Source organism: Exiguobacterium sp. H66, assembly GCF_018618705.1.
In the GTDB taxonomy this organism is placed as follows: domain Bacteria; phylum Bacillota; class Bacilli; order Exiguobacteriales; family Exiguobacteriaceae; genus Exiguobacterium_A; species Exiguobacterium_A oxidotolerans.
The window spans coordinates 58,775-78,003 of the sequence record NZ_JACSMQ010000004.1; the positions used below are offsets into that span (position 1 = coordinate 58,775).

The window sequence follows — 19,229 nt, forward strand, 5'->3', positions numbered from 1 at the left end:
AGGAAGGATATCATGAGCAGTATGCCTAAACAAACAGACGTAATATTGATTGGTGCAGGAGTCATGAGTGCGACGCTAGGGGTCTTATTAAAAGAGCTTGCGCCTGACATGACAATTAAAGTGTTCGAGAAGTTACCGAGCGCAGGGGAAGAAAGTTCGAATGAGTGGAACAATGCGGGCACGGGTCATGCCGCGTTATGTGAACTCAACTATACGACAGAGAATGCAGATGGAACGATCGATATCAGTAAAGCCGTGAAAGTAAATGAACAATTCCAACTGTCACGCCAGTTTTGGTCGCATCTCGTCAAAGAAAACGTCTTACCGAATCCGGAAGAATTCATCATGCCGATTCCGCATATGAGTATGGTTGAAGGAGCGGAAAACGTCGAGTTTCTGAAAAAACGATTGGAAGCGCTATCAGCGAATCCACTCTTTAAAGGGATGGAATTTTCCGATGATCCGGAGCAGTTGAAGCAATGGATTCCGCTCATCATGGAAGGGCGGACGTCACCGGAACCGATCGCTGCAACAAAAATTGATTCGGGGACAGACGTCAACTTCGGTGCGCTGACACGGATTTTATTCACGCACCTCGCAGGACAGGGCGTTGAAATCAATTATGGGCACGGCGTCGAAGACTTGAAACGAGTCGACGGTGGCTGGGAAGTCAAAGTCAAAAACGAACAGGACAACCGGATTGAACATCATACGGCGAAATTCCTCTTTATCGGCGGCGGTGGCGGCAGTCTGCCATTGCTCCAAAAAACAGGGATTCCCGAATCAAAACAAATCGGCGGATTCCCGGTCAGCGGTCTGTTCCTCGTCTGTAAAAATCCGGACATCGCGGAACGGCACCATGCAAAAGTGTACGGGAAGGCGAAAGTCGGAGCACCTCCGATGTCGGTCCCGCATTTGGATACACGGTACATCGATGGGCAGAAATCACTGTTATTCGGACCGTTCGCCGGGTTCTCACCGAAATTCCTTAAGACCGGTTCGAATCTCGATTTGCTCGCGTCCGTCAAACCGAACAATGTCCTGACGATGCTTGCTGCCGGAGCAAAAGAAATGGGCTTAACGAAATATTTGATTGAACAAGTGCTGCTTTCGACAGAACAACGGATGAACGAGCTACGTGAATTCATTCCGAACGCAAAAACTGAAGACTGGGATGTCGTCGTCGCGGGACAACGCGTTCAGGTCATCAAAGATACACCACAAGGAAAAGGGACGCTCCAGTTCGGAACGGAAGTTGTCAGTGCGGCGGATGGGTCCGTTGCGGCCTTACTCGGTGCGTCACCGGGAGCTTCGACCGCTGTACCGGTCATGCTCGAAGTGCTCGAGAAATGTTTCTCGGATCAAATCGACGGTTGGACTGCTAAAATCAAAGAGATGATTCCGTCATACGGAACATCGCTTGTTGCACACCCCGATCTGTTTGACGAAATCCATGCGGAAACGACCGAGACACTTAAATTAACAGCCGCACAACCGATTCATTAAAAACGACAAATGAAAAAGCCCTGTTTCCTAATGTGTTAGGAGACAGGGCTTTTGCTGTCGATTATCCGCGTTGGCGGAAGTAACGTGTTTTCTTCAAAGCGATACCGACCGGAATCGCAACAAGAATTCCGACTACATTCTGAATGAGGTTCCCCGTGATTGAACCGAATGGAGCGACCCAGCTGCTAAAGGCAATTCCTTCGTGAACAAAGTAAACAGCCACCATGACAGGAACCGAAGCGAGCATCCCGATCAAATTGAATGCGACATTCGTTCCTTTTCGACCACCGGACCAAGCGATGTAACCAACGATCAATCCTTGAAGTCCACGAGCGATAATGGTACCAGGGGCCCAAATCGTATAGCCCATCAAAATATCAAATAATCCCATTCCGACGGCGCCGGCAATAAGTGCTGTACGTGGACCGAATAAAATCGCAATCAGGAATAACATGGCTGTTCCCATATGGATCAGTCCACCGTTCGCTGCGATTGGCAATTTGATATTGATGAACATTGTTGCGACAAGAACAAGTGCAATCGACATCGAAGTGATGACGAGTTGCCGGGTACGAGTGCTCGAATACGGTGTTGCGTTTTGCATGAGTCAGACCTTCTTTATGATAGATTTTGAATAGCTTAAATCTATCAAAATACTGGACTAGCTAAAAGTGTCAATATCGAACAATTTATAGGGGTCAGTTTGAATCTTAATCTTTACTAACGAAAGTATAGACGTAAAAGAGGAGTTCCCGTGACTTCTACGGGAAAAGCGTGTTTACACGCTGTCAGAGGCAGGTGAGACCCGGCTTTAAGACCTGTTGGTCGTAAAAGCCGCGGCTTGCGCCTCGCCCGAGAAAAGCACGGGAAAAATCCTCTTTAGTTGATGGAGCTTCTGTTCATACTAGATTTTGCAATCAAAAAACGCCTTGCCGAAGCAAGACGTTTAAACGATTAATTGCGAATCATATGATCGAAGGCACCAAGTGCAGCTGTCGCGCCTGAGCCCATCGAGATGATGATTTGTTTATACACACTGTCGGTACAGTCACCTGCTGCGAATACACCAGGGACATTCGTCGCACCATGACGGTCGACGAGGATTTCACCGAATTTGTTGCGTTCCACCGTATCACCGAGCCAGTCCGTGTTCGGCACGAGACCGATTTGGACGAAGACGCCTTCCAGCTCAACGTGTTGTTCAACGCCTGTTTCACGCTCGACATAGGTGATGCCGTTTACTTTATCCGTCCCCGTGATTTCCTTCGTCTGGGCGTTTGCGACGACCGTGACGTTCGGAAGACTTGCGAGACGTTGCTGTAAAACTGCATCTGCCTTCAGTTCAGGTGCGAACTCAAGGACCGTGACGTGTTTGACGAGACCTGCGAGGTCGATTGCCGCTTCGACACCGGAATTACCGCCGCCGATGACCGCAACGCGTTTTCCTTCGAAGAGTGGACCATCACAGTGTGGGCAGTACGCGACACCTTTGTTCTTAAACTCAAGTTCGCCTGGGACACCGACGTTACGCCAGCGTGCACCTGTCGACAAAATCAACGTTTTCGTTTTGAGGACCGCACCATTCTCAAGTTCCAGCTCAACGAGGTCTTTTTTCTCGAGGCGAGTAGCCCGTTGTAGGTTCATGACATCGATGCCATACTCCTTGACGTGTTCTTCAAGACTCGCGACGAGTTTCGGACCTTCCGTGTACTTCATGCTGATGAAGTTCTCGATGCTCATCGTATCCATGACTTGTCCACCGAAACGTTCTGCGACGATCCCGGTCCGGATGCCTTTACGTGCTGCGTAAATCGCAGCACTTGAACCGGCAGGACCACCACCGACGACAAGGACGTCGTACGGATCTTTGTCAGCAAAATCGGCTGCATCTGTACCCGTACCGAGCTTCGCCAGAATCTCTTCGAGTGACATCCGTCCGTTCCCGAATGCTTCGCCGTTGACGAAGACCGTCGGGACCGCCATGATTTCTTTTTGCTCGACTTCTTCTTTGAACGCGCCACCGTCAATCATCGTGTGACTGATGTTCGGGTTGAGGACGCTCATGACGTTCAAGGCTTGGACGACATCCGGACAGTTGTGACAGCTGAGGCTGATGTACGATTCGAAGTGATACGTCTCTTTGATGCCTTTGATTTGTTCGATGACAGGCGCATCAATCTTCGGCGCACGACCACTGACTTGGAGCAAAGCCAAGACGAGTGACGTGAACTCGTGACCGAGCGGAATTCCTGCGAACGTAATTCCACTTACTTCACCAGCGCGGTTAACGCTGAAGCTCGGTGTCCGGGCAAGCGTCGCCTGTTCGATGCTGATGCGTGGTGACATACTCGCGATTTCTTCGACGAGTTCGCTCATCTCGAGTGAGACGGAGTCCGTCCCGGCGCTGACGGCGAGGACGATGTCTCCTTCTAACAAATCGAGGTATTGAGCGAGTTGTGCTTTAATATCTGCTGCTAAAGCCATCTCAAATCCGCTCCTTAAATTTTCCCTACGAGGTCAAGGCTAGGTGTGAGTGTTGCAGAACCCTCTTCCCATTTCGCCGGGCAAACTTCACCTGGGTTGTTGCGCACGTATTGTGCTGCTTTGATTTTGTTGACGAGTGTACTTGCATCACGGCCGATTCCACCCGCGTTGATTTCAACAGTCTGGATGACGCCGTCCGGATCGATGATGAACGTTCCGCGATCAGCAAGTCCGTCTTGCTCGTTTAAGACTTCGAAGTTACGTGAGATGACGTGTGACGGGTCACCAATCATGACGTACTCGATTTTACCGATTGTTTCTGAAGTTTCGTGCCAAGCTTTATGTGTAAAGTGCGTATCTGTTGAAACGGAGTACACTTCAACGTCAAGCGCTTTGAGTGCTGCGTATTGGTTTTGAAGATCTTCGAGCTCAGTCGGGCAAACGAATGTAAAGTCTGCTGGGTAGAAACAAACGACACTCCATTTTCCACGAAGGTTAGCGTCTGTAAGATCGACGAACTCTCCGTTGTGGAATGCTGATGCACTAAATGGTTTTACTTCACTTCCGATTAAAGACATGATAAAAATCCTCCTGTTGGGTTCTATTTAAGAATCTGTTCTAGTCGTTAAGAATAACTGTACTTATCACACTAGAATAATTCTAATCTAATACTAATTTCATATAAAGCGTCTGTTTTGTCAAGGTATAACCTGTAAATTCTTATTTCAAGAAATGAATTGTGAACAAAAAAAGAGCTCTATCTCCCTAAATGTAACAGGGAGATAGAGCTGTATAAGTCATTGCCACTCAGTATGGAACATTCCTTCGCGATCGGTCCGGGCATACGTATGGGCTCCGAAATAATCACGTTGTGCTTGCAGGATGTTGGCATTTGAATTCGCTGTCCGGTAACTGTCGTAATACGTCAGTGACGTGCTGAGACACGGTGACGCAAGACCTGTGAGCGCACCTTCTGCGACGACTTGGCGGAGCGACGTTTGATACGCCTGTACCTTGTCTGCGAAGTACGGTGCGAGCATCAAGTTGTCGAGAGCTGCGTCCGTTGCAAAAGCCTCGCTGATGACATTGAGGAACTCAGCGCGGATGATACAACCGCCACGGAAAATCAAGGCAATCTCTTCAAGACGTAAGTTCCAGTCATACAGTTCGGATGAAGTCCGGTACTGGGTGAAGCCTTGTGCGTAAGCCGCGATTTTACCCATGTAGAGTGCTTGGCGGATGCGTTCGATCCAGACGTCTTTGTCGAGCGCTGCACGGGCTTCCGGTCCACCGAGGACAGAGGCGGCAGCGACACGTTCTGCTTTGACGGCAGAGAGATAACGGGCGAAGAGTGCCTCCGTAATGATAGAGGAAGCAATCCCATTATCAATGGACTGCAAGCTCGTCCATTTGCCCGTTCCTTTTTGACCGGCTTGATCGAGAATGACGTCGATCAAGGGAAGACCCGTCTCGTCATCTTTTTTCCGTAAAATCTCAGCCGTGATTTCAATCAGATAACTTTTTAACTCGCCGTCGTTCCATGAGGAGAAGATGTCTGCGATTTCTTCGACATCGAGTCCGAGACGGACACGGAGGAAACTGTAAGCTTCTGCAATCAACTGCATGTCAGCGTACTCGATTCCGTTATGGACCATCTTGACGAAGTGTCCGGCCCCTTTAGGTCCGATGTAGACACAACATGGGTCGCCGTTCACTTGTGCTGCAATTTTTGTCAAAATCGGCGCAACTTGATCGTACGCTTCTTTTGTTCCGCCCGGCATGATGGCAGGACCGGTCCGGGCCCCGACTTCCCCACCCGAGACACCGACACCGATGTACTCGATGCCATGCTCGTTTAGTTGGTCGAAGCGACGTTCCGTATCGAGGAAGTGGGAGTTCCCACCGTCCATGATGATATCGCCCGTCTCAAGATGCGGGATAAGCGAATCGATGACGGAATCGATGGCACTTCCCGCCGTGACCATGACGAAAATCTTGCGTGGACGCTCGAGTGAGCGGACGAAGGCTTCGACGTCATAGTACGGATGAAGCGGTAACCCTTCGCGGTTCGCGACGAGTTGTTCCGTTAAGTCTGGCGTGTAGTTATAGATAGCGACGTTTTCATCATGGCTCGCCATGTTCATGGCGATGTTGCGTCCCATGACACCAAGGCCGATGACTCCGATTGAATTTAGCATAGTGTAACGACTCCTTTTTTTAGACGACGAGACTGAGGAGGAGGACGAATCCAAGTCCGAAGACGGAAATGATTGTCTCAAGCAGCGTCCACGTCGCGAAAGTTTCTTTCATAGTTAAACCAAAGTATTCTTTGAACATCCAGAACCCGGCATCGTTGACGTGCGAAGCGATTAAGCTACCAGCACCAGTCGCAAGCACGACGAGGGCGAGGTTGACGTCTGATTGACCGAGGAGCGGGATGACGAGTCCAGCTGTCGTCAGTGAAGCGACCGTCGCCGAACCGAGTGAAATCCGTAAGATCGCGGCAATCAACCACGCGAGTAAAATCGGTGAAAGTGTTGTGTCAGCAAAGAGTTCAGCGACATATTTACCGACGCCTCCATCGATTAAGACTTGTTTGAAGGCACCGCCACCACCGATGATGAGTAACATCATTCCAATTTGTGTGATCGCTGTCGTACATGAATCCATGACGGTTTTGATTGGGATATTACGTGCAAGTCCCATCGTATAGACTGCGACGAGTAACGAAATCAACATTGCTGTGGAAGCATTCCCGATGAACTGGATGGCAGAAAGGACCGCATTGCCGTCCCAGCCGAGTGTTTTTTGTAACAATGTCAAAATCGTGGCGATTGACATCAAGAGTACCGGAAGCATTGCTGTGAACACACTGATTCCGAATCCAGGTGTTTCGCTTAAATCAAATTCTTTTTGTTCGCCGAGTGAGGCGATGTTACCTGTTTTTTTGAATGATTCCGGCACAAGACGTTTTGCTACTTTCGTAAAGAGCGGTCCGGCGATGATGACCGTCGGAACAGCGACTAAGAAACCGTAAAGTAAGACTTGCCCTAAATCTGCCCCGTATTCACCCGCGATGACGGTTGGACCGGGGTGAGGTGGTAAAAAGCCGTGTGTAACAGAAAGTGCTGCGACCATCGGAATCCCGAGATAGAGAATCGAGACGCGAAGCTGACGTGAAATCGCAAAGACGATTGGAATTAATAGAACGAGTCCGACTTCGAAGAATAACGCGATCCCGATGATGAATGAAGCGACGACGACTGCCCATTGAATGTTCTTTTCCCCGAATTTCGCGACGAGTGTCATCGCGATCCGCTGTGCACCACCGGCGTCAGCAATTAATTTCCCGAGCATTGCACCGAGTCCGAAGATCAGCGCAAGGTGACCGAGTGTTCCGCCGAGACCGGCTTCAATCGTCGTGACGATTTGGTCGAGCGGCATTCCAAGTAGTATAGCGACGACGAACGAGACGATGATTAATGAAACGAACGTGTTTAATTTCAACCCCATGATTAAAACGAGTAATGTGATGATCCCAATGGCAACAATGACTAACGGCATGTGACTTCCCCCATAAGATAAATTAGTTTTCTTGCTGAATCAAGCTACGTTGATACTCTGCGATCCGCCGATGATCGGCTGAAAGCGTCCGTGCCAGGCTGATGAAGATCGGTAGCAATTGACGGTATTCGTGCATCGCTTCTTCGTTCGGTACATGACGATGTGTTTCCCCAATCATCTCAGCAGCTACTTCGAATGAATCGACTTCCCCAGTCGCATACAATCCGAGAATACAAGCCCCGAGACATGAACTTTCAAAACTTTCTGGAATGACGACTTCCGATTCAAAGATGTCGGCCATCATCTGACGCCACACTTCAGATCGCGCGAACCCCCCAGTTGCTTGAATCCGTGTGACAGGACCATCCATACATTCAATCAATGCCAGGAAGACGGTGTACAGGTTGTAGATGACACCTTCTAACGCGGCACGAATCATATGTTCTTTTTTATGTGACAACGTCAATCCGAAGAATGAGCCACTGACGTCCGGATTCCAAAGAGGTGCCCGTTCACCCGACAGGTACGGATGGAACAACAGTCCGTCTGAACCCGGACGGACCCGTTCAGCGATTTTCGTCAACACCGCATACGGATCAATCCCGAGTCGTTTCGCCGTCTCAACTTCAGCAGATGCGAGCTCATCGCGAATCCAGCGTAAGACCATCCCGCCGTTGTTGACCGGACCACCGATGACCCAGTGCTTTTCAGTCAGTGCGTAACAGAACGTCCGTCCCTTTTCGTCCGTCTGCGGCCGGTCAATGATCGTCCGGATCGCACCGCTCGTCCCGATCGTGATGGCAATCTCGCCCTTACGGATGGCGTTGACACCGAGGTTTGACAGGACCCCGTCACTGGCACCGATCATGAAAGGTGTTGCCGGATCAAGTCCGATTTGTTTTGAGTATTCCGGATTAATGTCCGAATACTGTGTCGTCGTCGAGACAGGTTCCGACAATTTTGAAGCATCGATGCCGGCGATCTCTAAGGCTTTCGAGTCCCACTTCATGTCGTGGATATTGAACAATCCTGTCGCCGATGCGAGCGAATGATCAATCACGTAACGTCCGAACAGACGCTGGAAGACGAATTCCTTGATTCCGATGTATTTTTTCGTCCGCTCGGCAATCTCCGGCCGGTCTTCGACGAGCCAAAAGATTTTCGCGAGAGGGGACATCGGGTGAATCGGTGTACCGGTCCGGTGGTAGACATCATTTCCGTACTCTTCCTTAATCCGGTTCGACCAGGCTTCGCTCCGACTGTCCGCCCAGGTGATGCAGGCAGTCAAGGGCTGGTCGTCCTCATCGATGGCAATCAAGCTGTGCATCGCACTACTGAAAGCAACGAATTTTAGTTTTTGGTTCGGGTACTGCTTCGTCAGCAGACGAATCGTTTCGAGGACGGCGTGGAAAATTTCTTCCGGATCCTGTTGAGCAGTCGAGCGGTTTGGCGTGTGGAGTGGATAGCCGACGTTCGTCTGACCGACGACTTCTCCTTTTGTCGTAAAGAGGACGGCTTTCGTGCTCGTCGTCCCGATATCGATTCCTAGCATGTATTCAGTCATGTGGTTCGACTCCTTTCGTCATCATCTGTTGCGATTGCCATAAATCTTCGACTTCTTGGACATCGTCGAAGTTCTGGTGTAGAGACGTGACCATCCGTTCACGGTCTCCTGTTTCGATGGCTTCGATATAAAGTGCGTGATTGGCGATGATCCGGTCGAAATCCTCCATCTGTCCTTCGAAGCGAGTCCGCATCGATAAGAGGATGAAGCTTTCCATGACCGGTTTTAAGTTTTGCCAAATCATGCTGACATAACTGTGATCAATCGACCGGATGATCGTCTCGTGGAACAAAACATCTTGATACGAAAATTCGTCGGCATCATTAAACTTGATCGCGACTTTCATCATCTCAAGGATCTTGCTCAGTTCACGGACGAGTTCTTGACGGTCCATCCGGACGATCCGTTCGAAGACGAACGTTTCGATTAACAGGCGGACGTCATAAATCTCGCGGATGTCTTTTTCCGACAAACCAACGACGACGGCACCCATCCGCTCAAGCCGGATGATCCGTTCAGCAGCGAGAACTTTTAGAGCGTCGCGAACGGGCGAGCGACTGACGGAAAAATCCGTCGCTAATTTATTTTCAGAAAGGACGGTCCCTTGCTCAATCTTTCCGGAAATGATACGCATCCGGAGTTCGTGGGCGACACGATCTCCAGTTGATGCTTTTGATAACCATTTAATCGGGTATAAAAAATCAGACATAAAAATCACCTGCTTTGTTTTATGAGTATACTTGTATACAAGTAGTATAAACGACTGAATATAAAATGCAAGCGCTTTAATGAAAACGCTTTATTTCGTTTGGTTTACATTCGCATTACCTTCAGTATGATAGGATGTAGAAAACAATTTTCTGAGAAAAACATGTTGATCTTTAAGACAAAGGAGGATATATGATGAAGATTTTAGTCGTGGGTGCAGGAGCTGTCGGAGGGTACTTCGGGGGACGCCTAGCAGAAAAAGGGGAAGACGTGACGTTTCTTGTCCGTGAGCGTCGGGCAAAGGAGTTAGAGCGAACAGGTCTTGAGATTGACAGTCCGCACGGAGACGTGTCGTTGACGCCGCGTTTAATCCAAGTTGGAACAAAAGAGACGTTTGACCTAGTCATCGTGTCGACGAAAGCGTACCACCTGGAGCATGTCATCGGGGATCTCGAAGGGTTCGTCGGACCTGATACATATGTGTTACCTGTCTTGAACGGGATGCGGCATATCGAACAACTCGTCGCTAAATTTGGCGAGACGCGTGTCCTCGGAGGCTTATGCTTCATTGAATCGACGCTTGACACGAATGGACGCGTCATTCAGACGAGTCCTGCCCATCAACTCGTGTTTGGTCCAAGAACAGGGGACTGGACGGATCGCTTGTTTGAGGTGAAGGAAGCACTTGCAGGGACGAAAGCATCGATTAAAGCATCAGACCACATCATGCAAGATATGTGGCAAAAGTATCTCTTCATTACGACTTTTTCCGGAGTGACTTCGCTATTTCGGGCACCGATCGGTCCGATTCGCGACGACGCAGCCGGGGATCGTGTCATCCGGAATGTCTTACAAGAAGCAAAACAAGCCATGGAAAGTCAAGGGGCAACGTTCGTGCAACATATCGAACAGGAGCAGGAAAAACGGATTCACCAAATGGCACCGGATATGAAGTCGTCGTTGCAACGGGACATGGAAAAACAAGGCATGGTCGAAGCAGACCATCTGTTTGGCAGTTTAATAGAAGGAGCGGAGCCAGCGGTGTACCCGACGTTACGGACGATTCATACGAATTTAAAGATATATGAACGATTGCGGAGTGGAGTTTCCGAATAAGGAATTAGTACGCTGTTTACTATACTGGTAAAATTAAGCGGAGAGAGTAGACTGGAGAGCACAAACGTTCTAGCTGAACTTTAGCTGAATCTCGCGGACATAGCATTGACTTCCTTACTAGAATTCATCTATTCTTAGTAAGATTGAAAAAACCATCAATATATTGTGTAGTACCATTTGGATATAAAACTGAACAACAGATGTGAGAGGGGATTTAATTTACATGAAACGTATTATCATTCGCGCCGGTATGACACCGTTTGAGCAGTTCGACGCTGAGTACATGATGAAAGAAAACTCAATCGGAGGGAACGTCGGGAACTTGATCTATCAGTACAGTATCTTCCGTACATTGATGACAGAAGGAACGACGATCACACCTGACTATTACTACTACGATGAAGAGCGTGCAGACGAGATCAACGAAAACTTCGATCTTTACGTCATTCCACTTGCGGATGCATTCCGTCAAGAGTTCGCACCATCACTTCGTAAGTACACACGTTTGATTAAGAAATTGAAAATTCCGGTCGTCGTCATCGGTGTTGGTCTACGCGCACCATTCGAGCCGGACTTAAAAGGCGGATTCCCGTTCGACGAGGATGTTAAAGCATTCGTCAGCGCAGTCCTCGAACGTTCAAGCATCATCGGACTTCGTGGTGAAATCACATCGAAATACCTGACACGCCTCGGTTTCCGTGAAGGCATCGATCACAAAGTCATCGGTTGCCCATCGATGTATGCATTCGGTCGTGATCTTCACATCCGTGAGACAAACATCACGAAAGATTCGATGATCAGTGTTAACTCGTCACGTCTTTCGCCGAAAAACGTCCTTGATTTCATCACACGTGGAATGGAAGAGTATCCAAATCACTACTTCATCCCGCAATGGATGAAAGAATTGAAATTGACGTACACAGGAACGCATCCGATCGCGGACCTTTCTGTCACGAACTACCCGGTTAAAATGTCTGACCCGATATATATGAACGACCGTGTTCGTTTCTTCTTGAACGCTCAAACTTGGTTCGACTTCCTCAAAGAAGCTGACTTGAGCTTTGGTGCGCGTCTCCACGGAAACATCACAGCGACGCTCGCTGGAACACCAAGTATTTTGATTCCGAAAGATGCACGGATGCGTGAATTGACGGATTACCACCAATTGACGCACATCTGGGCGAACGATATCACGGCAGACACACGTCTTTCAGACATCGTCGAAACAGCTGACTTCCAAAGCCCGGCTCGGATTCAAGCGAAAAACTTCGACAACTTCGTCGATTTCTTGAACACAAACGAATTGGAGCACATCTACCAAGACACGAACTACCCAGAGAACGTGCCGTTTGACCGTGAAATGGCGAAAACAGAACTTCTCCCAGCGGTTAAACCGATCACAGGAATCAGCATGGAAGAAGCAATCGCTCGTTTTGAATCATTCTTCCCGGAAGAAGAGAAAAAAATCGCTGCGATCCAAAAACGCGATAAAGATAAAGATAAAAAGATTAAAACATTACAAGGTAAACTCAACAAGCAGACGAAGATGGTTAAACATCAAGAAGGTACATTGAACCGTAAAGCGGTTCGGATGGCACTTAAGACAGCCGATCTCTTCGCGAAGAAATAAAAATAAGACGTCTCATGCCAATGCGGTGTGAGACGTTTTTTATTGCATAGAAAAAGCTTCATCTCCTAAAAAAGAAGAGATGAAGCTTTTTAATTAACGTTCCCGTAGTTCACGATTAAATTGTTGGAGCAGGCGTCCAAATGCTTCCGTATCATCGCCTGACCAGTCTGTCAGTAAGCGTTCGATGCTCGCGAGGCGTGCCGTCCGGTAAATCGTCAATTCTTCCTGTCCGAATGAAGTGATGTGATAGAAGAAGGCACGGCCATCTGCTTCATCGCGTACTTTTTCGACCAATTTCTTTTGATCGAGCGCTGCCGCTTGCCGGCTGACGGTAGAGACGTCAAGTTGCAATTCGCGTGCCAATGTCTTCACCCCGACTGGACCAGACTCGGACAGTTGACGCAGTAACAAATACGACGCGCGATCTAAATTTCGGTTATCGGCCGTCGCTGTCGTCAAACGACGAATCAGAATCGCAAGTTCTAGTTCAATCACTTCGAGTGCCTGATCAGACATGTTAATCCCCTCTTTTCCTAAGTGCTTCATGTTTCCCATCATTACGCAAGGACTTAGCCCCTGTCAATGAGAGGTCAGGAAACTTGACAGTCCATTAGTTGTATTATACAATCATTTCTGTTATTTAATTGCATCATACAACTTATTTATTCAGAACACACACAAAAGGAGAATTCCGATGAAAGCTTATGAATCGATGAAACAAGAAGTGATCACAGTCCACGAAACAGACGTCATCCGCCATGTCGTCGAACGTTTCATCCAATCCGGAATCAGCGGTGTTCCCGTCATCAATGACGAGAGCGAAGTCGTTGGGTACATCAGTGATGGTGACATCATGCGGGCGATTGGAAAGCACAAAGACATCATCGTCGATACGTTTTTATATGTAGATGTCATCAAAGGGGATGAAGAAGATTATGACGCGCGGGTGCGTCACATTCTGAACCGTCCGGTCATGGAGATGGCACGCCGGAAAGTCGTCACGGCAGATGTTGAAACGGAGATGGAAGAAATCGCAGCGACGCTCGGTTCGAAACGGATTAAAAAATTACCGATTTTAAAACAAGGAAAGCTTGTCGGAATCATCAGTCGGGGCGACGTCATCCGTCACTCCTTTAAACGGTTCTTATAAGAGAAAGAAGGGACAATATGGCACTTGCCAATAAAACAACGACGCTTGCGCCGGAAACGGTGTTAGAAGAAAGCAAGCATGGATTATTCCACCAACCGATTGCCGTGTGGGCAGTATTTTTTGCGAGTATCACGGCATTCATGGGGATGGGGCTCGTCAACCCGGTTTTACCAACGATCGCCGATAATTTAGAAGCCTCAAAAAGTGAAGTCACGCTCTTATTTACAAGTTATAATGCCGTCATGGCATTCGCGATGCTGATCACAGGTGCGATTTCATCACGGATCGGTCAAAAGGGAACATTGATGTTAGGAATTGCCGTCATCGCGCTCGTCGCTGGATTTGCAGCGCAAGCCGATAGCATTTGGACGCTTGTCGCCTTACGTGGCGGCTGGGGGCTTGGGAATGCCTTGTTCGTCGCAACGGCACTTGCGGCCATCGTCTCCCTTTCGTCAGGCGGGACAGCAAAAGCAATCATCTTATATGAAGCAGCTGTCGGTCTCGGGATTTCAATTGGGCCGCTTCTCGGAGGGACACTCGGTTCGATCACATGGCGTGCACCATTCATGGGTGTCGCGACAATCATGGTCATCGCCTTCCTTGTCCTGTTGTTCTTGATGCCGAAACCGGTCGCAACAACGACGGCACCACGGCAAAAAATTTCCTTGCTCGCGCCTTTCCAAGCGATGAAACACCGGTCGCTCTTGACACTCGGGATTGTCGCGGCCTTCTATAACGTCGGTTTCTTTACAATCATGGCCTATGCGCCGTTCGTCATGAAACTGCCGGCACAAGGTCTCGGGTTCGTCTTCCTGGGATGGGGGATGTTGCTCGCCATCACGTCTGTCTTGACGGCACCGAAATTAAAACAATGGCTCGGGACGATTAAAGCGATGGTGTTGATGCTGTTACTGTTCGCCGTTCTCTTATTATTGATGGGGATCTTTACGGAAACACCAGCTGTTGTCATCGTCTGTGTGATTCTTGCCGGGGCGGTACTCGGTAATAACAACACGCTCATTACGACAGCCGTCATGGACGCGGCACCGGTCGAACGTTCGACTGCATCTGCTGCATACAGCTTTTTACGTTTCCTCGGGGCAGCCATCGCGCCATTCATGGCCGGTAAATTGGCTGAAATCTTTAACGAAAACTTGCCGTTTTACGTCGGGAGCGGATTTGTCTTACTCTCTGTCGTCATCATCGGGGTCAATCTCAAACACATCCGTCACATCGATACAATCGATAGCGGTCACTAAACAATCCGCTCTTCTTTCAATTGCTTAAGAAAGAAGAGCGGATTGTTTTTCTTAATCAGGATACGTAGTACGTAAAAAAGTCATAGACTCGACGATAAGGGATTCGATGACAGCCAGATCGACATCTGCTACCGTATTGATATAGACGCATGCCTTTCCACTTTTGTGTTTACCTAACTTGGCGAGCAATGCCTCACGATCAGCCCCGGGAGCGAAATAAAGACTAATGTTTGCTTTGCGAGGTGAAAAACCGACGAGAAAGGCATCTCCTTCATGTCCGGAGGCGTATTTATAATGATAGTGACCAAATCCGATCATTGATTCTCCCCACATGACAGGTGGAGCGTTCGTCGTTTTTTCAAATAGCTGAAGTAATACCTGACAATCTGCGCGCCTTGCAGGGGATTCGATTTGATTTAAAAATTCAGTCACACTGTTTGTGTTGGGTTGCGTTTTTTGTTTGTAAGTCATATGGCGGCTCCTTTCTGAAAACACCTATTGATATTTATGATTTTAGTTCTTCTTTTCCCGATTTTATGTCGATCCACTCAATAAGAATCGAGGTGAGCGTGATGAAGGTCCATAGTATTTACTTTATTGGTTATGAAGGGAAGGTCGAATGGCGTATTTTACGGGTCAATCGTCTGGAAGAAATACTGGAAATCGATGTCGTCCTATCGCAATCGGACAACCAGACCAGTCATCGATTAAATATGTCGTTCGCTGAGTATGATTCCTTTGCGCATGATTTTTTAACGGTCCATGAGCAACTTCGTGGATCTGCGACCTATACGCAAGCAGATTTTCACATGACTTTGACCTATCATCGTCTCGGTCACGTCTCGATTGAACTCGGATGGAAGAGTCAACATACAATGACGTTGCAAAGTGATCAGAGTTATCTCGGACGAGCGCTTGCGAGTATCGGGGTCTATACGTAAAAACCGCTCGAGTCTTCGAAAGAGAAGGCTTGAGCGGTTTTTTTCGTTCAGGCTAGGGGTTCCAGTGCGAGTTGCTTACATAACGCAATCGTCTGGAAATACTCCGACAGGGGAATCGATTCATCGACTTGGTGGGCGAGACGGAAGTCGTGGAACGAAGCGACGGCAATCGGGAAGGTCCGGTTGGCTTGGCTGAACATGGCTCCGTCCGTCCCACCAGGAATCGCAACGCGCCGCGCCGGATGACCCGTGATGGTTTCCATGTGTCGTGCAACCGTTTCGAGGAACGGTGCATTCGCATCCGTCTCACATGAAGGAATCTCTTTGATGACACGCACGGTCATCGCGAACGTCGGATCTTCCTTACGCAGCCGTTGTTCGATCTGCGCAAAAGCTTCTAAAATCTCGAGGCGTCCGAATCCGGGAATCGTCCGGATGTCCATGTAAAAGGAAGCGTTACTCGGGATGACATTCGGACCTTCTCCGCCTTGGATCGACGTGATCGAGGCGACGACAGGTCCGAGTTGCGGGTGGCGATTGTCGGTGATCGTGAAACGGTCCGACTTCACTTCCTGAATGACACGATACAGATCATCGATGGCATTTTTTCCGAGTTGCGGCGCGGAACTATGAGCCCCTTTACCGACGCACGTCACTTCGATTCCGACGACACCTTTTTGAGCATACCCAATCATTCCGCTTGTCGGCTCCGTGATCAACAGCGCATCTAAATCGTCGGCGTCACCACGTTCCGTCAAATGTTTCGCACCGGTCATACCGTTTTCTTCATCAGATGTAATAAGCAGTTTGAGATGATTCGGGCGGTCCGCACAGTCCTTTAACTCAATCATCGCATTGACCATTGCCATCACACCAGACTTCATATCGGACGCCCCGCGACCGTAAATCCGTCCGTCGCTGATTTCACCACCAAAAGGTTGTTTTGTCCAACCGGTCGTTTGGACAGGTACGGTATCAAGATGACCCGAGAAACTGATTGTTTTTGGTTCGGCGGCTACCTCGCTTGCCGGAAGGGTCGCGACGAGACAGATTCGTTTTGGCGCGACCTCAATCCATTCGGTTTCGATTTCGTGAGTGGTCAAGTAGTCATAGACAAAAGTCGCGACGTCTCGTTCCCCGTCGAGCGGATTGACACTCGGAATTTGCAGGCAGTGTTGCAGTGATTCGATTTGTTGTTGTTGCGTCATGCTGATTCCTCCTTGATTTACATTCACTAGAGTATTCCCCGAAAAAAAGCTATCCGAGAGATAAACAAGCGAGGAGAAAATTTAAAATCGCGGTATTTCTTAGAATCAAATGGTCCGTTTTTAAGAGGATGCGTCAAAGGACTGTGGTCAAAAGGCGCAGATTGTTGATTTAATAAGTCGAAGGACATACGAAAAAGAGGAGGACGATTCGAAATCGTCCTCCTCTTTATTTAGATGTTGCGATGTTTCATGCGTCAAATGGATCGTTATTCAGCATCCGTCTTCCATTTATCATCAATCAACATCTCGCCAGGCCATGTGTAGGCCATGATCCCGCCGTCTGCTGTGATGTCTTCACCTGTCACGTAAGAGCTGTCGTCGGAAGCGAGGAAGAGGGCAACCGTTGCCATCTCACGTGGTTTCCCGAGACGACCCATTGGTGTGATCCATGCATTGGCATCACGGAATTGTTTTCCTTGGTCTTCGTCTTTTCCGCCGACGAGCGTGTCGATGAGTGGTGTTTCGATCGTACCTGGTGAGAGCGAGTTGACACGAATGCGGTCACGCGCATAATCGATTGCCATCGCCCGTGTAAAGTTCGTGATCCCGCCTTTTGCTGCGTTGTAACCTGAGCGGTTTAAGTCGGCAGCGCGACCTGACATCGATGACGTATTGATGATCGATCCGCCCTTCTCAAGCATTAAAGGAATCAAGAATTTACTCGTCAAGAATGTACCACGTAAGTCGACCGCGATGATTTGGTCAAACAGTTCAATCGGATATTCATGGACTTTTCCGCCTTGCTGATCAATGCCGGCATTGTTGAACAGGACATCAATCGATCCGTATGTTTCTTTCAGGTGTGTTGAAAGATTTTCGACACTATCGACTTGCGTGACGTCGACGTGAATCGCTTCCGCTTGTCCACCAGCCTGTTTGATTTTTTCGACCGTCTCCTGTGCTTTTTCAAGATTGACGTCAGCACAGACGACTTTCGCCCCTTGTTCGGCAAAGACGAGTGCCGTTGCTTGACCAATTCCTGTTGCTGAACCTGTAATGACTGCTACTTTATTCTCTAATCGACCCATGTGTAATTTCCTCCTTCTAAGTACTCTTGCTCCGAATGTTGTTCACCTTATGAATCATTCCCTCGACTTTGGAGGATAAACCTACTGAACTGTCTAGCAATCCATGAGAACGGGAACAGATGAAAAGTGAAAACCCGACAGGAAAGGAATGAGAACGCTGACATCCGAACAACGTGAATATGCAAAAAAATTACTCGATGAAGCGATTCTGTACCAAATCGAGTTAGAGAAAGATGTATTTAAGGATGAGTTGATTGACCGGACGACACCGGTCTTATGGTTTGGTGACGTAAGCGAGCGTAGCTGGCTTACGATTGCGACGAATCCGTCGGCAGGCCAGTTTTTGAACCGGGATGGCACGTTACGCTATGAGACGACAGGACCATTCGTCCTAAGAGAAGTCGATGCGCCGCTTACGGAGTACCGGACGGACCAACGATTTAATCAAATGATTGATTCCTATAATCGTTATTTCAAACAGCCGGACATTTATAAATCGTGGTTCGGACGGGAGGGGGGAGGAAAATTGGAAGGTTTTCTGAATGGATTCGAAGCTTCTTTTTACGGAACCGGAGAGCCGGTCATCCATGCGGATTTTTTTCCATTTCCGACGAAACGTTACATGGGAACGATCGCTCAGCGACATGAACTGGAAGAAACCGTATTTGGTCAGACGTTCCTTTTGAAATTGATTCGTCTCTTTTCGTTACGCGGCATCATTCTCCTCGGACGGGAACATACGGAACGTTACCGGACAATCGATCAGACGGCTACATGGCAAGCGCCCGAGCCGGTCCCGGGGTATCCGGATGCCGTCTTCGAACTCGGGTATTCGGAACAATTTTCCGTTCCAATCATCGGTCTTCACTTTAAACCGAGTGAGCAGTTCATCGGACTCGGGAATCGGCCGGACTGCCATGGTGTCAGTCATGGCACATACGGGTCAGCGGAAAGCTTACGTAAAATCGGAAAATATATCCGCAGCCGACTCGAAGAAGGGGATTGACACTA

General features: G+C 48.7%; 18 protein-coding genes. 7 read left to right on the forward strand and 11 right to left on the reverse strand.

The features are described from left to right. Positions 1-12 precede the first annotated feature (12 nt). Positions 13-1,506, forward strand: a complete 1,494-nt coding sequence (locus tag KNP88_RS08240) for a malate:quinone oxidoreductase (protein WP_214893194.1) — start codon at positions 13-15, stop codon at positions 1,504-1,506. Positions 1,507-1,567: 61 nt separating this feature from the next. On the opposite strand, the gene KNP88_RS08245 is transcribed toward KNP88_RS08240, so the two are convergent. The 7 genes from KNP88_RS08245 to KNP88_RS08275 form a co-directional block, all read right to left on the reverse strand. Further along, entirely contained in the window at positions 1,568-2,110 is a 543-nt protein-coding gene (locus KNP88_RS08245) for an ECF transporter S component (protein ID WP_214893196.1), read from the reverse strand. A gap of 350 nt (positions 2,111-2,460) precedes the next feature. Further along, on the reverse strand, positions 2,461-3,990 hold the full coding sequence (gene ahpF / locus KNP88_RS08250; protein ID WP_088838267.1) for an alkyl hydroperoxide reductase subunit F: 1,530 nt from the start codon (positions 3,988-3,990) through the stop codon (positions 2,461-2,463). A 14-nt stretch (positions 3,991-4,004) separates the two neighbouring features. Beyond that, complete coding sequence (gene ahpC / locus KNP88_RS08255; RefSeq protein WP_028105377.1) at positions 4,005-4,568, reverse strand: alkyl hydroperoxide reductase subunit C; 564 nt, start codon at positions 4,566-4,568, stop codon at positions 4,005-4,007. A gap of 219 nt (positions 4,569-4,787) precedes the next feature. After that, positions 4,788-6,188 carry a decarboxylating NADP(+)-dependent phosphogluconate dehydrogenase gene (gene gnd, locus KNP88_RS08260; protein WP_214893198.1) on the reverse strand — a complete coding sequence of 467 codons (1,401 nt, stop codon included), beginning with the start codon at positions 6,186-6,188 and terminating at the stop codon, positions 4,788-4,790. Between the two features lie 19 nt (positions 6,189-6,207). Next, positions 6,208-7,554, reverse strand: coding sequence for a GntP family permease (locus KNP88_RS08265; protein WP_029332123.1), 1,347 nt, complete (start codon positions 7,552-7,554; stop codon positions 6,208-6,210). Between the two features lie 22 nt (positions 7,555-7,576). Continuing rightward, positions 7,577-9,118 (reverse strand): gluconokinase, encoded by a 1,542-nt coding sequence (gntK, locus tag KNP88_RS08270; RefSeq protein ID WP_214893200.1) that lies wholly within the window; start codon positions 9,116-9,118, stop codon positions 7,577-7,579. Continuing rightward, on the reverse strand, positions 9,111-9,827 hold the full coding sequence (locus tag KNP88_RS08275; protein ID WP_088838264.1) for a GntR family transcriptional regulator: 717 nt from the start codon (positions 9,825-9,827) through the stop codon (positions 9,111-9,113). Before KNP88_RS08275 ends, gntK begins: the two co-directional genes overlap by 8 nt. 194 nt (positions 9,828-10,021) lie before the next feature. On the opposite strand from KNP88_RS08275, the gene KNP88_RS08280 reads away from it, so the two are divergent. Together KNP88_RS08280 and KNP88_RS08285 are read left to right on the forward strand one after the other, a co-directional pair. Beyond that, positions 10,022-10,942: a ketopantoate reductase family protein gene (locus KNP88_RS08280; RefSeq protein ID WP_214893202.1), complete on the forward strand. Its 921-nt coding sequence runs from the start codon at positions 10,022-10,024 to the stop codon at positions 10,940-10,942. Positions 10,943-11,165: 223 nt separating this feature from the next. Further along, positions 11,166-12,572: a polysaccharide pyruvyl transferase family protein gene (locus tag KNP88_RS08285; protein ID WP_214893204.1), complete on the forward strand. Its 1,407-nt coding sequence runs from the start codon at positions 11,166-11,168 to the stop codon at positions 12,570-12,572. A gap of 93 nt (positions 12,573-12,665) precedes the next feature. Here KNP88_RS08285 and KNP88_RS08290 read toward each other — a convergent pair whose 3' ends face one another. After that, complete coding sequence (locus KNP88_RS08290; RefSeq protein WP_088838261.1) at positions 12,666-13,088, reverse strand: MarR family winged helix-turn-helix transcriptional regulator; 423 nt, start codon at positions 13,086-13,088, stop codon at positions 12,666-12,668. A gap of 178 nt (positions 13,089-13,266) precedes the next feature. On the opposite strand from KNP88_RS08290, the gene KNP88_RS08295 reads away from it, so the two are divergent. Both KNP88_RS08295 and KNP88_RS08300 read left to right on the forward strand, forming a co-directional pair. After that, positions 13,267-13,722: a CBS domain-containing protein gene (locus KNP88_RS08295; RefSeq protein WP_029332115.1), complete on the forward strand. Its 456-nt coding sequence runs from the start codon at positions 13,267-13,269 to the stop codon at positions 13,720-13,722. Between the two features lie 17 nt (positions 13,723-13,739). After that, the gene (locus tag KNP88_RS08300; RefSeq protein WP_214893206.1) at positions 13,740-14,981 is read left to right on the forward strand and encodes an MFS transporter; all 1,242 of its coding nucleotides are present in this window, start codon (positions 13,740-13,742) and stop codon (positions 14,979-14,981) included. Positions 14,982-15,032: 51 nt separating this feature from the next. On the opposite strand, the gene KNP88_RS08305 is transcribed toward KNP88_RS08300, so the two are convergent. Continuing rightward, positions 15,033-15,452 carry a DUF1801 domain-containing protein gene (locus KNP88_RS08305; RefSeq protein ID WP_214766284.1) on the reverse strand — a complete coding sequence of 140 codons (420 nt, stop codon included), beginning with the start codon at positions 15,450-15,452 and terminating at the stop codon, positions 15,033-15,035. Between the two features lie 101 nt (positions 15,453-15,553). On the opposite strand from KNP88_RS08305, the gene KNP88_RS08310 reads away from it, so the two are divergent. Then, positions 15,554-15,922, forward strand: a complete 369-nt coding sequence (locus KNP88_RS08310) for a hypothetical protein (RefSeq protein WP_214893208.1) — start codon at positions 15,554-15,556, stop codon at positions 15,920-15,922. A gap of 47 nt (positions 15,923-15,969) precedes the next feature. On the opposite strand, the gene KNP88_RS08315 is transcribed toward KNP88_RS08310, so the two are convergent. After that, positions 15,970-17,130 carry an ArgE/DapE family deacylase gene (locus tag KNP88_RS08315; RefSeq protein WP_214893210.1) on the reverse strand — a complete coding sequence of 387 codons (1,161 nt, stop codon included), beginning with the start codon at positions 17,128-17,130 and terminating at the stop codon, positions 15,970-15,972. A gap of 266 nt (positions 17,131-17,396) precedes the next feature. Beyond that, positions 17,397-18,218 carry an SDR family oxidoreductase gene (locus KNP88_RS08320; protein WP_159173186.1) on the reverse strand — a complete coding sequence of 274 codons (822 nt, stop codon included), beginning with the start codon at positions 18,216-18,218 and terminating at the stop codon, positions 17,397-17,399. A gap of 148 nt (positions 18,219-18,366) precedes the next feature. On the opposite strand from KNP88_RS08320, the gene KNP88_RS08325 reads away from it, so the two are divergent. Then, positions 18,367-19,224: a hypothetical protein gene (locus KNP88_RS08325; RefSeq protein ID WP_214893212.1), complete on the forward strand. Its 858-nt coding sequence runs from the start codon at positions 18,367-18,369 to the stop codon at positions 19,222-19,224. Positions 19,225-19,229: the final 5 nt, after the last annotated feature.

Coding starts and splice junctions, on each gene's coding strand:
- KNP88_RS08280 (WP_214893202.1), top strand. CDS start 10,022: ATGAAGATTTTAGTCGTGGGTGCAGGAGCTGTCGGAGGGTACTTCGGG.
- KNP88_RS08295 (WP_029332115.1), top strand. CDS start 13,267: ATGAAAGCTTATGAATCGATGAAACAAGAAGTGATCACAGTCCACGAA.
- KNP88_RS08245 (WP_214893196.1), bottom strand. CDS start 2,110: ATGCAAAACGCAACACCGTATTCGAGCACTCGTACCCGGCAACTCGTC.
- ahpC (WP_028105377.1), bottom strand. CDS start 4,568: ATGTCTTTAATCGGAAGTGAAGTAAAACCATTTAGTGCATCAGCATTC.
- KNP88_RS08305 (WP_214766284.1), bottom strand. CDS start 15,452: ATGACTTACAAACAAAAAACGCAACCCAACACAAACAGTGTGACTGAA.
- KNP88_RS08275 (WP_088838264.1), bottom strand. CDS start 9,827: ATGTCTGATTTTTTATACCCGATTAAATGGTTATCAAAAGCATCAACT.
- KNP88_RS08290 (WP_088838261.1), bottom strand. CDS start 13,088: ATGTCTGATCAGGCACTCGAAGTGATTGAACTAGAACTTGCGATTCTG.
- KNP88_RS08325 (WP_214893212.1), top strand. CDS start 18,367: ATGAGAACGCTGACATCCGAACAACGTGAATATGCAAAAAAATTACTC.
- gntK (WP_214893200.1), bottom strand. CDS start 9,118: ATGACTGAATACATGCTAGGAATCGATATCGGGACGACGAGCACGAAA.
- KNP88_RS08240 (WP_214893194.1), top strand. CDS start 13: ATGAGCAGTATGCCTAAACAAACAGACGTAATATTGATTGGTGCAGGA.
- KNP88_RS08320 (WP_159173186.1), bottom strand. CDS start 18,218: ATGGGTCGATTAGAGAATAAAGTAGCAGTCATTACAGGTTCAGCAACA.
- KNP88_RS08265 (WP_029332123.1), bottom strand. CDS start 7,554: ATGCCGTTAGTCATTGTTGCCATTGGGATCATCACATTACTCGTTTTA.
- gnd (WP_214893198.1), bottom strand. CDS start 6,188: ATGCTAAATTCAATCGGAGTCATCGGCCTTGGTGTCATGGGACGCAAC.
- KNP88_RS08285 (WP_214893204.1), top strand. CDS start 11,166: ATGAAACGTATTATCATTCGCGCCGGTATGACACCGTTTGAGCAGTTC.
- KNP88_RS08300 (WP_214893206.1), top strand. CDS start 13,740: ATGGCACTTGCCAATAAAACAACGACGCTTGCGCCGGAAACGGTGTTA.
- KNP88_RS08310 (WP_214893208.1), top strand. CDS start 15,554: ATGAAGGTCCATAGTATTTACTTTATTGGTTATGAAGGGAAGGTCGAA.
- ahpF (WP_088838267.1), bottom strand. CDS start 3,990: ATGGCTTTAGCAGCAGATATTAAAGCACAACTCGCTCAATACCTCGAT.
- KNP88_RS08315 (WP_214893210.1), bottom strand. CDS start 17,130: ATGACGCAACAACAACAAATCGAATCACTGCAACACTGCCTGCAAATT.